Source organism: Enterobacter soli (assembly GCF_964208575.1).
Classification (GTDB): Bacteria; Pseudomonadota; Gammaproteobacteria; order Enterobacterales; family Enterobacteriaceae; genus Enterobacter; species Enterobacter soli_A.
The window spans coordinates 57,682-71,802 of the sequence record NZ_CAXOFU010000007.1 but is presented as its reverse complement, the minus strand read 5'-3'; the positions used below and the strand labels follow the sequence as shown (position 1 = coordinate 71,802).

Genomic DNA, 14,121 nt, shown 5'->3' with positions numbered 1-14,121 from the left:
AATGACATGGCAGGTGAGAAGAACGCCGGTAGCATCGTTTATGAAATCAGTGCCGACGTTGAGCCTCTGCTGCAGGGCGGCAAACAGGCCAGCGCTTCACTTGATGGAATGGAGAGAGCAGCGGATAGGGCCAATGCCGGATTTAAACGCGTAGACACATCCACGAAAGCCACCGCAAAATCATTCATCCGGGCTGCCGATGACAGTTCAACTGCAGCAAGAATGATGGAAGCGCTGGGTAACGAAATAGCCATTCTCGAAGAAAGAGAAAAGAAAGGCGCTCGTTCTGCTGTGATCCTTGCTGCTGAGCTGCGCGCTGGCGCAAATGCAACAGCATCACAAAGAAAAGAAATTGCGGCGCTTACTGGTCAGCTTTACGACATGAAGCAGGCGCAAGATAAAACATCTTCGTCAGCAGGATTTTTAAAAACAGGACTGACAGCAATTGCTTCAGCCATAGCTGTCTCTCAGGTAGTCGAATATGGTAAGCGCTTCCTTGAAGCGGCCGATGCCATGTCTCAAATGCAGGCCAGAATCGAGAGGTTAACCGGCAGCGCCGCAGCCGCCACCCAGACGATGCAGGGGTTGATGCGTATCAGCTCGGAAACCGGCGGCTCATTGCAGGACACAGCGAAGCTGTGGGAAACCCTCAGTACAGCTCTGCGTGACACCGGCGCGACGAACGGCCAGATCATTCAGCTCACCGAAACACTTCAGAAAATAGGGCGCATCGGCGGATCATCTTCTGAAGAGATGGCGAATGCGCTGCGCCAGTTCGGCCAGTCAATTTCTTCGGGCACTGTTAGGGCTGAGGAATTCAACTCTATCCTCGAGCAGATGCCCGAACTGGCGCGCCAGATTGCCGCCGGGATGGGCGTTAGCATCGGCGAGTTGCGCCAGCTCATGCTGGACGGGAAACTGACGGCAGAGGATGCGCTGAACGCCATCCAGAAACAAACCGGTTCAGTGAATGCGGAGTTCGAGAAACTCCCGCGTACGCTTTCCCAGGCCAATACCGCACTGACAAACTCATTCCTGTCGATGATTGACTCTGTAAATCAGGCAACCGGAGCAAGCTCTGGGATGGTTACAGTGATTGATTCATTGGCGGCTGCGTTGGATAGGTTGGCGGGTAAAGCAATTTCCGCCGATGCGCAGATCTCAGATCTGAACAGCACAGCAGAAATGTTTAATCGACGTGCGCGGACGTGGTCCTGGCTTGGGCTTGATGGTTGGGAGGCACAAAACAAAGCGTTGGCCGGGTTGAGCAATAAAGCCGCCATGCTGGTAGGCGATCTTGCTGCTGTTTCAAAGGCATCCCAGACAGCGGCAAACACAAAGCCCATCGAGATAAAGGCGGCGGCTACTGGAAAACAGAAAAAGACCCAGGCGGAAAAGGATGCCGAAAAATACGCAAAAGCGCAGGAGTCCGTTAACCAAAAACTTGACGAGTTGCGGCAAAAGGCTGAGCTTTCAGCTGGAAGTGTAGGCGAATTGTCGCGTGCGCAGGCCGTGCTAAATGCCCAGCAGTCCTTGGGTAATAGCGCTACAGAAGATCAGATACTGCTAGCCGGGCAACTCGCAGGAAAGGCCTGGGATAACGCCAACGCATTACGCGCTCAGGCAAAAGCAGAAAAAGAACGTACTGACGCTGCCAATAAATTCACGACGATTCAGGGAAAGACCAGCAAAACCGCAGGTCTGGATAACCAGTACCAGAAAGATATTGCTGATATACAGCAGTATGCTCAACTTTACCCGCAGAAAATAGGCGAGGCTGAGGCTGCGCGCGCTGCTATCGAACAGCAATATCGGGATCAGCGTAACGCGGCGATGTGGGAAGAGTGGGCGCAACAGAACGCGGCCACGCAGGCAGCAGCTGCTGCTTTCGACTCTCTTGGTTCGGTGGCCAGCAATGCCCTGACCGGCATTGTCACCGGAAGTATGTCGGCCAGCGATGCAATGCGTAGCATCGGCATGACCGTGCTGAACAGCGTAGTTAACTCGTTCGTTCAGATGGGCGTTGAGTGGGTTAAGTCGGCCATCATGGGGCAGACGGCCACTACTGCTGCGGTTGCAGCATCCACCACGGCTCAGGCTGCAGGCATAGCCACTACGACTGCCACGTCTACAGCGGCGGCGGCGGCAACCACTGCAGCATGGACGCCGGCGGCCATCATGTCCTCCATTGCGTCATTCGGTGGTGCGGTGGCGATCGGCATCGGTGCTATGGCTGGCATCCTCGCTCTGTCTGGCAAGCGTAAGAACGGCGGGCCGGTGAGTGCTGGCGGGATGTATCAGGTCGGCGAAGGCGGCATGCCGGAGATTTACCAGGCCAGCACCGGGAAACAGTACATGATACCGGGCGACAACGGCAGGGTGATCAGCAACAAGGAGATGACTGCTGGCGGCGGTGGCGGGGTGGTGATCAACATCCAGAACTACACGTCATCCTCGGTCGATGCGCAGGCCGGTACGGATGCTAATGGTGGAGTGACTGTGGATGTAATTGTCGCTGACCTGAACAGCGGCGGGCCAATCAGTAACGCCATAACCAGCAACATGAACGTTAAACGCACGCCAAGAGGGCAGGGCTGATGCCAATTATCGACTATCCCGACTGGCTGCCGCTGGCGCAGAAGGCCAGCAAAAACATGACGCTCGATACCGGGTTCCAGACCGATCAGCCAGCGGTCGGCCCGGCTATCTTCCAGAACCTTACAGACGACCTTAAAGTGACATGGTCCCTCACGTGGATCTTCACTCTTGACCAAGAGCGCGCTTTTCAGCAGTGGCTGCGCAGCCCTAACTATCTCAACCGCGGCCTTAACTGGTTTCGGATGAATATCAACCTTGGCGGCAGTGGCCTGCAGTTGCAGGAACTTCACTTCACGCAGATGCCGGTGCAAACCAGTATCGACGGCGGGGTGGTGACCTGGACAGGAACCGTTATCGCGAACCACCTCTACAATGCTGACGACGAATTTGACGACATCATTGTTGAGCTACCGCCGCCGTGGGATTCATGGCTGGATATCGTGGTCACTGGTTATCCAGACGGGCGAGACCCGGAATCTTTACCGAGAGTGCCGTAATGCCTACCTTTAGAGCTTATAAGCAGCAGCGCCCGACGCGTGGGCTGTACGACACCATTACGTTCTATCATCCATCCTTTGGCTATGTGCGCCTGGTCGATAAACAGTTCTTTCCGAAGACGCTCGACGGCCAGACGTTCACGCCAGCGCGTTTTGAAATCGAAGAAAGCCAGCAGAGCGGCACGCCGGTGATCGACGCGACCGTGAAGTTAGGGCGGCTGTCGTCGGACATCAAAGCGCTAATGAAACAGTGGAAGGGGGCGGCCAGGCTGACGGCTATCACGGCCACCCGGCAGATCTTCGACAGCGGCGATGTGTCAGTGCCGATTAAGTCATGGCAGTTATACGTCAAGACGGTGGACATCGACGCTGACTCCGCATCGGTAACCCTGTCCGTCACCAACCCGCTGAACAACAACATCGGAAGGCTCTATGACCCAACTGAATACACCGGCCTTCAGTACCTCTGATTTTATTAGCAGGATGATCGGCGTGCCGTGGGCTAACAGGGCCTGTTCGTTCGAAAAGGTGGATTGCTGGGGGCTGGTGGTGCTGTATTACCGGCACGTTATCGGAACTGAACTGCACCAGACACCGGACTACGAAGCCGGTGCTGACTTCTTCACCTGCTATCAGGGTGACGTCGTTTTCTGGCGCCAGGTCGATAAGCCGGTCGAGGGCGGGATATTCGTCGGGTACCGCGGCGCGCAACCAGCGCACGTTGGACTGGTGCTCAACAGGCAGGCTCTGCACTCCCGTGGCGAGAATGGAAGCGTTCGCATGGACTCGGTGCTGGTCATTCAGCGGGCATTTACCAAAGTGGAGTTTTTCGAATATGGCGCTGGTTGAGATATCGAACTTTCCAGGAACGCCTAAGCTGCGTTGCAGGGTGCCAAACGGCACCCTTTTTTATGACTGGCTGGAGGCAAATGACGCTAATTTTCACCGCGATCTGCTGATCGTCCGCAACGGTGTGAAGCTGGGCGACGATGACGAGTTGACGTTTGAGCTGAGCGAGCTGGACACCATACAGATTTTCGATCAGCCCAAGGGCATCGTCAGTGACATCCTGAGCCCGATTTTCAAAGTTGTAGGCTCGGTATTTTCGTTTCTCGCGCCGAAGCCGGCCATCGCAAATACCGGCGGTAACACTGTCGATTCGCCAAACAATAGCCTGACCGGTCAGACAAACACAGCCCGCGTCTATAAAGCCAAACCGGACATTTACGGACAGGTGCGCTCTTTCCCTGACCTGATCCAGGAGTCACTTTTCGAGTACATCAGCACAGGCACCAAAGACGGCGGTAAGAAGTACGTAACAGAATGGATGTGCATCGGGATCGGAAAATACGATTACGAGTCTGTACGCTACTCTGAGTCGAGCCTGGGGAGTATGGCGGGGGCTGAATATCAGTTTATTCAGCCGGGCGAGGTCATTCCGACTATTAACGAGGGCTACAGCTTCGATGACGTAGACGGGCAGGAAGTCCCGGGCGCGAATCAGGGCGAGTCTTTCCCTGTTGAAACCGCGACAGCTAACACAGTGGTCAACGGCACGTATGCCGGTGGTCAGATAGCGGTGAAAATCGTTAAACAGGCGGAGTTTGACTACTTCATGGGCCTGGTGTTGCCGCATGCTGTCACCTTCGACATAAACGTCACTTACGCGACAGCATCCGGTTCGGTAACTACTGATGCAACGTTCTCCGGCACGCTTGTTTCAGCTGTAGAGACAAACGACGGCGCTGTGATAAACCCAGTCCGCTGGTACACCTTCACCATGGGCGATCTGGATGGTCCGCCTGATATTCCCGCTACCGCAACGATCAACACAACCAAGTTCGTGCTAAACGACAACGAGGCGTTGGTCGTCGGTCCGTTCTTTTCACCAGTCGAATCCACACAGTTGTGGATCCACACGCAAAGCAGCCTCGGGCCGAAGAAACAGACAAACTGGAAGGTTGTGCTGTGGAAAATCGATGACGATTACAACATGGTGCCTGGCACCCAGCAGACGCTGGTGTTCCAGCAAACAACCTGGCACAAGCAAGACAGCGAGACGTTCTACCGGACGGACAAGATAGTACCGACAGGCGGCTTCGGGAAGTACGCCATTAACCTCCAGCGTACAGATAACTCCGGTGACGCGTCGATACTCAAACTTGAGGAAATTCACGCCGTAAACGTGCGTACAAACGTAGTCCATCCAACTGATACGCTGGTGCGCGTGAAGGTGAGGGCGACGGAGAACGCCCTGGGCAGCCGGGACCGTAAATACAACGCCCTGGTGACCCGGCACACCATCACGTACGACCTGGACACGCAGACGGTGGATTACACGCTTCGGCCGTCTCGCTCGTTCGCTGATGCGGTGGCGCATACCTGGCTGATTATGGGCGAGCAACCGGTAAGCAGTATTGACCTGTACGGGCTGTACTCAATAGCTGAAAGCCTGCCTGATGAACGCCTGGGTTACTTCGACTACACGTTTGACGATGAAAATGACTCTCTCGGCGACCGGGTGCAGGCGATCTGCAATGCGGCGTCGGTGGTGGCGTACTGGGATGACGGCGTTTTGACCTTCACTCGCGACCAGAAGGTTGACTATCCGGCTGCCGTATTCAACCGGGCCAACATGAAGACGGACGAGTACAAAATGACGTACGAAGCCACTCTTCCGGGCGGTTACGACGGTGTGCAGGTGTCCTACGTTCACCCGACGACGAACAACAAGACGTACATCAACTACCACGTGCTGAATGGCGCTATCATCGAACAGGAAGCGGAGAATCCGAACAAGCTGGAGATCGTTGGTTTCCGTAACGAGTACCAGGCGCGGGAACGCGCTTTGCGCGAAACGAAGCGACTTATTTACTCCAGGGTGAAGATGAACGCCAAAGTGTTCGAAGACGGCATTATCCAGGTCGGCAGCGTCATCCAGATGCCAGACATCTACGACAGCAACCAGCAGGGTGGCTACGTCACTGGTCGATCCGGTAATGACTTTGATACCAGCGAGCCGATCACGTTTACCGGTTCGATGTATGTGCTGGTGACCGACAGCCTGGGCAACCCGACACTGCGCTATCCGGCAACCGCGCGCGCCGACACTAAATACGGCTTCACCGCGGCAATCCCAAACATTCAGCTCAACATATGGAACGGTGAAACTGTGCAGCTCCCGTCACGCTATCTCATAGCGACTGTTGAAGAGCTGGACAGTCAGCTATGGACGGTCAACAGCATCAAACCGAACACAGTTAACACGGTATCTCTGACCGTCGCAGAGTACAGCGACGCCATTTACGAATAAGAACCTTCACTGACCACCAATACCCGGCCACCGCGCCGGGTTTTTTTATGGAAACAATATGACGACGCAACCTACCAATTTGCCAGTTCCAAGCGAATCACCACGCGATCTTAAGTTTAATGCTGGAAAATTTGACGAAGTTATTACATCGTTTGCTGAGTGGTACATCGACAGGTTCGGGCAGAAACATTACACAATTGAAGGCCTGAAGGCGCTTTTTGATGCCCGTATGGAAGAGTGGAATGCCCTGTTCCAGGAGTTTCTTGAAAGTTCAGGTTACGAATTTCTTGGTGACTATGAAGATGGCCCGCTGACATTCACCTCAAGAAATCAGTACATCCGATATGATGGGCAATACTGGAAGCTGAATGCTGCAACCGATATACCGTTTACAACTACCGGCACTGATGCAACCAGTTGGGCTTCAGACGTAACTCATTTTTCACTCATTGATGGTGATACTCTTCGTCAGGAGCTGGCATCGTCAGCTTCAGGTAATGGAGCCGATTTAGTTAAAACTACGATTAACGTTTCTGTTGGTGAGATAATGCGTGCGCCTGGCATAATTACTGGGCGTGTAAATATTCGTAACCCGAAATGGAATGCCCCGCGAGACAACGCGGAAGATCCGGCTGCGGCGGCGGCGAATGCTGCTGCAATAAACCTTATGCTTTCATCTGGAGCAAAAAACGTTGAACTGGATGACAAAGCGAGGCGCGTAAATTCACCATTGCTTTACCAGAGCAGCATGTCTATTCATGGTGCAGGCCGTTCTGCAATATCGTTGGTGTGGACAGGTGGTGACCTGCCAGTAATCGCGAGACCAACATATTCCAACAAAGACGCAATGGGCTTCTCTAACGTACGCTTGCACGATTTGAGAATTACAGACCAGGCTGCAGCACGTGTTAGTTACTACACCGTTGATTTGACAAACGGAAATAGTAATGGCCTTGATGGTTGTATGATTGACTGTCCTGGTAACTTTGATGGAAGTGGTAACAGAATTATCACCTCAGACCGATTTGGTGCGATTCTGGGTAGAGCAAGAAATTCAACTGTCGCCAACACTTATGCCTTTGTATCGCACATGCGGGACTCTCGTATTACCAACGGCACACTGATGGTTAACACGACAGACTGGTACATCAATAGCTGTGAACTTTGGGGGGCATTCAGAAACCGTACATTAGAAATTACGGGGGGCGGCACGATTGACGGAGGTACGCAGATTGTGCCCGGAGCTGAATCCGGAATTTTCCTTACCAGCGATTTCGGTTATGACATTGCCACCTTAAAGATAATGGGTGTTTATTTTGATGGGTCAACAGATGCGACACTTTATACAGGAGATGCTATTAAGTCCGATGGGACTACTGGACTTGTTGGTGCCCGTATTATCGGATGTAACTTTGATTTAATGGGGGGGCGCGGTATTTACCTTAATAAGGCGAACTACACGACCATTCAGGGCAACATCTTCTCCGATTGTGACGCCGCGGATGCCGGGCTGCCGGATATAAGCATCGCTAGTATGTTCGGTTCGAAGATTGATAACACGCACTACAGGAACACAACAGCACCTAAAACGGGCACAACAAGGGTCAACCTCGGCAAACCTTACGTACTTACAGGAGCTACAGGTTTCCCAATAAGCTCCGCTGGTGGCGAGTGCGCGTATTCCTCCACCTACCAACGCGCAACGGTTACCAATCCTCAGATGGTGCGCAACACAGGCGGTAGTTATCAGACAAGTTTTGATTATGGAGCTACGTTACCGTCTGCACAAAACCGCTACGGTGAAGTGATACTTTTTGGAGGGCGGTCTAAATATTCTAACGGAACGACATGGTTGGATTTGTCAGATGATTTAAATAATGTAAGCGCGACGACAGATCTTAATACGTTAATTAACACCTCAAAATACTACTCATCAGATGTGACAGTTTTTACAAACGGGCCTTCTAGTATCACTGGGGCGGCTAAATTAGAAGTTAACTCCATATCAACTGGGTATGTTGTGCAAGAGCTGAAACTACTTAAAGCATCAGGAGGGATTTATACCCGGGTGCAATCGGCATCTGTTTGGAGTGCTTGGGTCAAAATAGCATAAACAGAAAAGGCAGCCAACATAATGGCTGCCTTTTTTTTACTTTTTAAGATTGCATCCGTAATACTTGGATATCTGAGAAATGTTATTGAAGTACCAGATGTCACGATTGTTAATGAATCTATAATCATTAACTGTATAAGGAGTTGATACAAACAATCCTTCTTTGCAACTAGATTTACCGAGATTGCTAAGTATGTAACTATCTCTTTCAGTCATTAAATTATTAAAATTGAGTGTTATAGAAAATAAATTTAGGCTGGTAGCCAACCCGATAATGCCAAAAAATACCGCAGCCTTTGTTGTTATAGGGCCAAAATTAAATATGGCTCTGGTAACTACAGCAATCATAATGCACCAGGCAAGTGCAAATGATCTAGGTTCGGTATAAGGAGAAACCACCATTGACCCGACAACCATAAGAGCAGCGATAATTAAAAACACTATCTCTTTAGTTATTTTCTTATATGCAACTAGAGTGAGCAGGCATATAGCAGATATAACAAACAACCATATGGTTGTATTGTAAAAGTTTAACAAAACATCCAAGGCTCTATTTATGAAATAGTCTACGCTAAATCCTTTAAACCCATACATTTTTTTGTAAAGCGCTACCCTATTTGCGGTAGATGGTGCAGACATCAGAAGCGCCCAGCCAATCAGACATGCCAGGGGGACTAGCGTGAGTGCTGACTTTAACATCTTGTTAAATGTTAAAGATAAGAGCATAAAGACAGCGATAGCTACCGGAACATTTTCAAAAGAAACGCCAGCGAGAAATGCCAATGAAACGAATAATAGCAACCTTGGCTTTGACATCACTACGGTAATCATTTTCTCTTTGGTTAGGAAAACCGTAGAAACATAAAGTGTGATTATCAGCGGGACTGTGTAACCAGCTAAAATAGTCTTCCAGGTGATTAGCTCAAAGCTCGGCAGCAGGCAAATTATAATAGAAAATGTGGTTAAGAAAGCAAATACATTATCACACTTGATATCTGCTATTTTTGCTATTACTTTAGTTAAAGCAAATAACGAGATTATGGCAATAATGATCATGAACCAATTTGGCAGGCTGAGGCTAAAGATCGCAAACTGCTCTCCCAATCTCGCATTCCAGTTTTCTATCTGAGCTCCAGATCTGCTGAATGCAAATGATAACCTATCAAAAACTGTTTCTGTGGTGAATCTCCTGGTAAGTCCAAAATCTTCGCCATTCATAGGGGCAATCGCGGCAGATAACAAAACAACCAGGAAAGCAGATGCCCCTGCTAATATTCCAGATTGCTTTTGTATTGACATCATTTTTTACCCTTCAAAATATACTTAGGCCGATTCTTGACCTCGGTGTAAATTCTCCCAATGTACTCGCCCAGAACACCAATCCCAATAAGCTGAACGCCGCCGAGGAACAATATAGAGACAAGCAATGATGGATACCCTGGGACACTGTTGCCAAATACAATCTTGTCGAAGATCATCCAGGCTCCATAAAGAAACGACAGCCCCGCGACAAAAAGCCCGATATAAGTCCACATGCGTAGGGGGAATGTTGAGAAGCTTGTGATCCCCTCAAGCGCCAGATTCCACAGTTTCCAGCCGTTGAATTTTGAATCACCTGCGACACGCTCAGCCCTGGCATACTCAACAATGTCAGTTTTCCCGCCTACCCAGCTAAGAACACCTTTCATGAACAGGTTGCGCTCAGGCATCAGCTTGATGTTTTCAACCACATCGCGAGACATCAGTCGGAAGTCACCGACGTTCTCCTCGATTTGGGGTGTGCTGATTTTGTTGTGCAGCTTATAGAACCACTCGGCAGTCTTGCGCTTTAGTCTGCCATCTGTTGAACGATCAGAGCGCTTAGCCAGCACCATGTCTGCTCCCGCCTGCCATTTCTCTATGAGGTGCGGGATGACTTCGATGGGGTCCTGCAAGTCTACGTCAATCGGGATAATCGCTTCACCGGACGCATGGTCAAGTCCGGCGAACAGCGCAGGCTCTTTACCGAAATTACGGGTGAAGGAAAGAGGAACGACTAACGGATCAGCCACAGCAAGCGCGTTAATAATTGATTCTGTCGCGTCTTTGCTGCCATCGTTTATGAAGACGATTTCGACTTCATGGTTTTTAAGGCCTTCAAACTCCCGGACGGTTTTGTAGAAGATCGGAATTGCTTCTTCTTCATTAAACACTGGAACGACAAGAGAAATTTTCATTTCGCATCCCTAAAGACAATGAAATTTGAGTACAGGAAACCTGCGATAAGACTGAAACCAGAAAACACAATTAGGGTGACCACAGGTGGAGCACCTATCAGGTCAGCGATATAGCCAGTCAAAGCTGCCATGATGCCCATGAATGCAACAAAGGCGATGTAGCGTCCTGATGTGGCCTGCGCCTTGAAAGTCCATTTTGCATTTGCAAAGAAGCTAAAGGTCACAGCAATGCAGAACGCGATAACGTTGGCAACGGCCTGATTAGCGCCAAAGAAGTGAAGCAGCACGGCAAAAGACAACCAGTGCAGGGCAGTGTTAATCACGCCCACCGAGGCATACTTGCCAAAAATATGAAGCATCAGACTGATTTCCCTTAAAACTTATCTTTGATTTTCACTGCTAATTTTTTTATGTGATGCATATCTGAGAGAAACCATATAGCTATCATCACGACTTCAGCAATTTGAAGCGAAGAGCTATCAGAGCTGAAACCAGTTACCAGGCCCAGAAATGAGATTAAGGCGGCAAAACGTACAATAAAATCAACCATTTTATGACCAATTTTGCGATTTCGTATTAACAGAAAACATAGTAACACTGTAAAACACATTGATCGATAGCGCCGATCAGTAATACTGTATGTATATACAGTAACTATCGGAGGTGCATCATGGGATTCCCGAGTCCAGCTCAAGACTACGTTGAAGAACGCATATCGCTCGATAAGCGTTTGATCTCACATCCATCGGCTACGTACTTCATGCGAGCTGGGGCGACATACTGGCGCGAAGGTATTCTTGCAGGCTCGTTGCTCGTAGTGGATAGCTCTCTGACACCGAATGATGGCTCCCTGCTTGTGTGTTGTATTGAAGGCGAGTTTCGCGTTAAACGATACCGCACTCACCCCATGCCCCATCTGGTAAACCTTGAAAACGGTCTTAAAGAGAGGCTGAGGACGGGCGATGAAGGAACGGATTCAGACCGGCCTGTGTTCGGAGTGATAACGTACATCATCAACGATGCACGAGCTGGGGAGTTTGATGATTGTCCAGTGATGTGATGGGGCATGGGTGGGGCATAAAACAGCACTCGCTCTAAGGTGAACTTAGACGACTGATGTTTTCGACGACTCTAACCATCTGTTATTTGGTGCGCTCTTGGACGATCTTTGTCGATTATGAAAAATGTATGCTCATGTGATGGGGATGCAGGTTTGATTTGTCATAGGGATGAGGTTTTTGAAAGCCCTAATTATGACAAGACTGGATTGTTGACTTCCAAATATGGCCGCATTTTTGCGGCCATCTGGTTTTCAATTCATACTGCGGAGTATCACTTTCGAAATGTAGTTAGAACCTGGCTCGGTAAGATGTCCTATATCCCATTGCATAGGTGCAGAGGTTGAATCTTCTGGTACCGTATAACACCCTTTCTGGTCACACATTGAATCAATCAGCGAGATATAGCTGGCGGAAGACTCACTAAAAAATTTTCTCATTTTTTCATCTGTCGTGAAGGAAGACTCTACGACATTGACACGGCTAAGCATGGGCACGGATGACATTCCGTTCAATTCTATTAATGTCGGTAAATTCGCCTTCCAGATCGGCACAGTCCCGATAATATAAATGTGCTTCACGCCTAAAACCTTAATTTTTTTAATTGTTCTGTCAAGATATCCAACAATCGGAATGTTTAAGTATCCCGTCCATGATGCTGCAAGAATCACAGTGTCTGGTCTGTTATTTTTGATCTCTCGTAGAATGTAATTATTTATCCCTCTGCAGTAAGGCCTGGACTCAAAATCTACGTCAACAACAGGAGGACACATACTTGCTGTCCTTTGGACTATGTCCTTATTGCCGATATTCAGCTTTTCAAAACCTGGTATCAGTTGAGCTGCATGGGAGTCACCCCAGATTAAAATTGATTGTTCATCAAAACTATCCTTGCATTTAATAAAATCTTCAGCGTGTTGATTTGGCGTGAGAAAACACGTTCCATTTCTCTGCGCATCCCAGTTCATTCGATAGGATAATATATCTTTTAATTTGTCACCGACTCTAAACTTCAGCCCATCAGTGTTTATTATTATTAAACAAGCAATGAGCAATACAGGGATTGCAGTCACGCTGGAAGTGATGATGAATTTTCTGTTGGTGGATGATTCAATGAATGTGAAAGACAAAAATCCCATAAGTACTGAAAGAATTATTCCAGCTAAAACATACATCCAACTACCGAGAAGCCCAGACGAGTAAAGAAAAACGACTATCGGCCAATGCCATAAATAAATTGAATAAGAATAGAGACCTATCCTTATTGTTGCTATATTCCTGTACACAACATTATGCTGGGCATTTGTTGAGAGTATGACGCATGCTCCCGTTACAGGTATCAATGCCAAGTAGCCCGGCCAGATTGCATTTGCTGGAATCATTATCAAAGAAATGATGATCGACAGCCAACCTGTATACGATGCAAGTTTTGCATATCTGAAGTTGCTGGGAAGATTTGTGTTTATAAAGTATGCCAGTCCACCCGCAAGCATTTCCCAGGCTCGTGTATGAAGTAGATAGTAGCCAGAATCTTTAGTGTCAAATGTCATTGACGAAGAAAAATAAATCGAAATGCCTAGCAGAAGAACAATTAGGGAAACAGGTTTTCTTGATATTTTACTATAGGTAAATAATAAAACAGGATATATCAAATAGAATTGCCATTCGACTGACAAAGACCAGGTATGAAGTAACCAATTAAGAAGGGAGGATTGGTCGAAGTATCCAGAGTGAAGAAAGTAAAAAATATTTGATACAAAAAATGAAGAAGAAAGAGCATTCCGGGCAAGAAGTAGGTAGTTGTTTGTGGTGAGTGTAAAGTATCCCAAGGCTATAACTGCAGAAATCATGACTATGAGCGCGGGGTAAAGTCTTTTAAATCGCCTGATGTAAAAGTCGATGATGCTTAAGTTATTACACGTGATGCCTTTATTGATGATGTTGGTCATTAAATAGCCGGATATGGCAAAGAATATATCCACACCCATGAAGCCTGAAGCAAATCCTGACACTTTAAAATGATATAAAACAACCATTATTACAGATGCAGCCCTCAGGGTATTAATATCATACCTGAATGATTCGTGATTCATTTATAATTCCGGTGAATGTGTTTAGCGGGTAATTTAATTTACTAGGGCGGCGGATATTAGCATTAGATAGTTTGCAGATCGAATGCTGATTATATATTTGATAATGAGCTCAACAATCACGGTTTGGGCAGGCAGTTTATACTTATAAGGCAGTGAAACATACATATTGAGCGTTGAGGCCATGAGTGCGATGCCATCTTCCACTGGCACCCCTACCGCTTTAATGCCACAAT

General features: G+C 48.6%; 11 protein-coding genes. 7 read left to right on the top strand and 4 right to left on the bottom strand.

All coding sequences use genetic code 11. The annotated features are described in order from the left end of the window. Positions 1-6 precede the first annotated feature (6 nt). From AB6V08_RS09120 to AB6V08_RS09095, 6 genes are read left to right on the top strand one after another with little or no spacing between them, the layout of a single operon-like run. On the top strand, positions 7-2,598 hold the full coding sequence (locus AB6V08_RS09120) for a tape measure protein (RefSeq protein WP_368542371.1): 2,592 nt from the start codon (positions 7-9) through the stop codon (positions 2,596-2,598). Beyond that, positions 2,598-3,095 carry a hypothetical protein gene (locus AB6V08_RS09115; RefSeq protein WP_063618534.1) on the top strand — a complete coding sequence of 166 codons (498 nt, stop codon included), beginning with the start codon at positions 2,598-2,600 and terminating at the stop codon, positions 3,093-3,095. The genes AB6V08_RS09120 and AB6V08_RS09115 overlap by 1 nt, the downstream gene beginning before the upstream one ends. Beyond that, the gene (locus tag AB6V08_RS09110) at positions 3,095-3,565 is read left to right on the top strand and encodes a hypothetical protein (protein WP_368542370.1); all 471 of its coding nucleotides are present in this window, start codon (positions 3,095-3,097) and stop codon (positions 3,563-3,565) included. Before AB6V08_RS09115 ends, AB6V08_RS09110 begins: the two co-directional genes overlap by 1 nt. Positions 3,566-3,578: 13 nt before the next feature. Next, complete coding sequence (locus AB6V08_RS09105) at positions 3,579-3,944, top strand: NlpC/P60 family protein (RefSeq protein ID WP_368542523.1); 366 nt, start codon at positions 3,579-3,581, stop codon at positions 3,942-3,944. Next, positions 3,931-6,408 carry a host specificity factor TipJ family phage tail protein gene (locus AB6V08_RS09100; protein WP_368542369.1) on the top strand — a complete coding sequence of 826 codons (2,478 nt, stop codon included), beginning with the start codon at positions 3,931-3,933 and terminating at the stop codon, positions 6,406-6,408. The genes AB6V08_RS09105 and AB6V08_RS09100 overlap by 14 nt, the downstream gene beginning before the upstream one ends. A 58-nt stretch (positions 6,409-6,466) precedes the next feature. Further along, a complete protein-coding gene (locus tag AB6V08_RS09095) occupies positions 6,467-8,521 on the top strand; it encodes a pyocin knob domain-containing protein (RefSeq protein WP_368542368.1) in 2,055 nt (684 codons plus the stop codon). A 36-nt stretch (positions 8,522-8,557) separates the two neighbouring features. Here AB6V08_RS09095 and AB6V08_RS09090 read toward each other — a convergent pair whose 3' ends face one another. The 3 genes from AB6V08_RS09090 to AB6V08_RS09080 are packed head-to-tail and all read right to left on the bottom strand — an operon-like array spanning position 8,558 to position 11,096. Then, a complete protein-coding gene (locus tag AB6V08_RS09090; protein WP_368542367.1) occupies positions 8,558-9,823 on the bottom strand; it encodes a DUF6056 family protein in 1,266 nt (421 codons plus the stop codon). Then, the gene (locus AB6V08_RS09085; protein WP_368542366.1) at positions 9,820-10,737 is read right to left on the bottom strand and encodes a glycosyltransferase family 2 protein; all 918 of its coding nucleotides are present in this window, start codon (positions 10,735-10,737) and stop codon (positions 9,820-9,822) included. Before AB6V08_RS09085 ends, AB6V08_RS09090 begins: the two co-directional genes overlap by 4 nt. Beyond that, entirely contained in the window at positions 10,734-11,096 is a 363-nt protein-coding gene (locus AB6V08_RS09080) for a GtrA family protein (RefSeq protein WP_368542365.1), read from the bottom strand. The genes AB6V08_RS09085 and AB6V08_RS09080 overlap by 4 nt, the downstream gene beginning before the upstream one ends. 311 nt (positions 11,097-11,407) lie before the next feature. Here AB6V08_RS09080 and AB6V08_RS09075 point away from each other — a divergent pair, with 311 nt between their 5' ends. Beyond that, on the top strand, positions 11,408-11,797 hold the full coding sequence (locus AB6V08_RS09075) for a HumD family translesion DNA polymerase (protein ID WP_368542364.1): 390 nt from the start codon (positions 11,408-11,410) through the stop codon (positions 11,795-11,797). A gap of 252 nt (positions 11,798-12,049) precedes the next feature. Here the strand turns inward: AB6V08_RS09075 and AB6V08_RS09070 are convergent, their stop codons facing one another. Next, the gene (locus AB6V08_RS09070; protein ID WP_368542363.1) at positions 12,050-13,888 is read right to left on the bottom strand and encodes an acyltransferase family protein; all 1,839 of its coding nucleotides are present in this window, start codon (positions 13,886-13,888) and stop codon (positions 12,050-12,052) included. Between the last annotated feature and the right edge of the window lie 233 nt (positions 13,889-14,121).

Excerpts from the sequence above, each read along its gene's own strand:
- AB6V08_RS09120 (WP_368542371.1), top strand. The coding sequence starts at position 7 with ATGGCAGGTGAGAAGAACGCCGGTAGCATCGTTTATGAAATCAGTGCC.
- AB6V08_RS09115 (WP_063618534.1), top strand. The coding sequence starts at position 2,598 with ATGCCAATTATCGACTATCCCGACTGGCTGCCGCTGGCGCAGAAGGCC.
- AB6V08_RS09110 (WP_368542370.1), top strand. The coding sequence starts at position 3,095 with ATGCCTACCTTTAGAGCTTATAAGCAGCAGCGCCCGACGCGTGGGCTG.
- AB6V08_RS09105 (WP_368542523.1), top strand. The coding sequence starts at position 3,579 with ATGATCGGCGTGCCGTGGGCTAACAGGGCCTGTTCGTTCGAAAAGGTG.
- AB6V08_RS09100 (WP_368542369.1), top strand. The coding sequence starts at position 3,931 with ATGGCGCTGGTTGAGATATCGAACTTTCCAGGAACGCCTAAGCTGCGT.
- AB6V08_RS09095 (WP_368542368.1), top strand. The coding sequence starts at position 6,467 with ATGACGACGCAACCTACCAATTTGCCAGTTCCAAGCGAATCACCACGC.
- AB6V08_RS09090 (WP_368542367.1), bottom strand. The coding sequence starts at position 9,823 with ATGATGTCAATACAAAAGCAATCTGGAATATTAGCAGGGGCATCTGCT.
- AB6V08_RS09085 (WP_368542366.1), bottom strand. The coding sequence starts at position 10,737 with ATGAAAATTTCTCTTGTCGTTCCAGTGTTTAATGAAGAAGAAGCAATT.
- AB6V08_RS09080 (WP_368542365.1), bottom strand. The coding sequence starts at position 11,096 with ATGCTTCATATTTTTGGCAAGTATGCCTCGGTGGGCGTGATTAACACT.
- AB6V08_RS09075 (WP_368542364.1), top strand. The coding sequence starts at position 11,408 with ATGGGATTCCCGAGTCCAGCTCAAGACTACGTTGAAGAACGCATATCG.
- AB6V08_RS09070 (WP_368542363.1), bottom strand. The coding sequence starts at position 13,888 with ATGAATCACGAATCATTCAGGTATGATATTAATACCCTGAGGGCTGCA.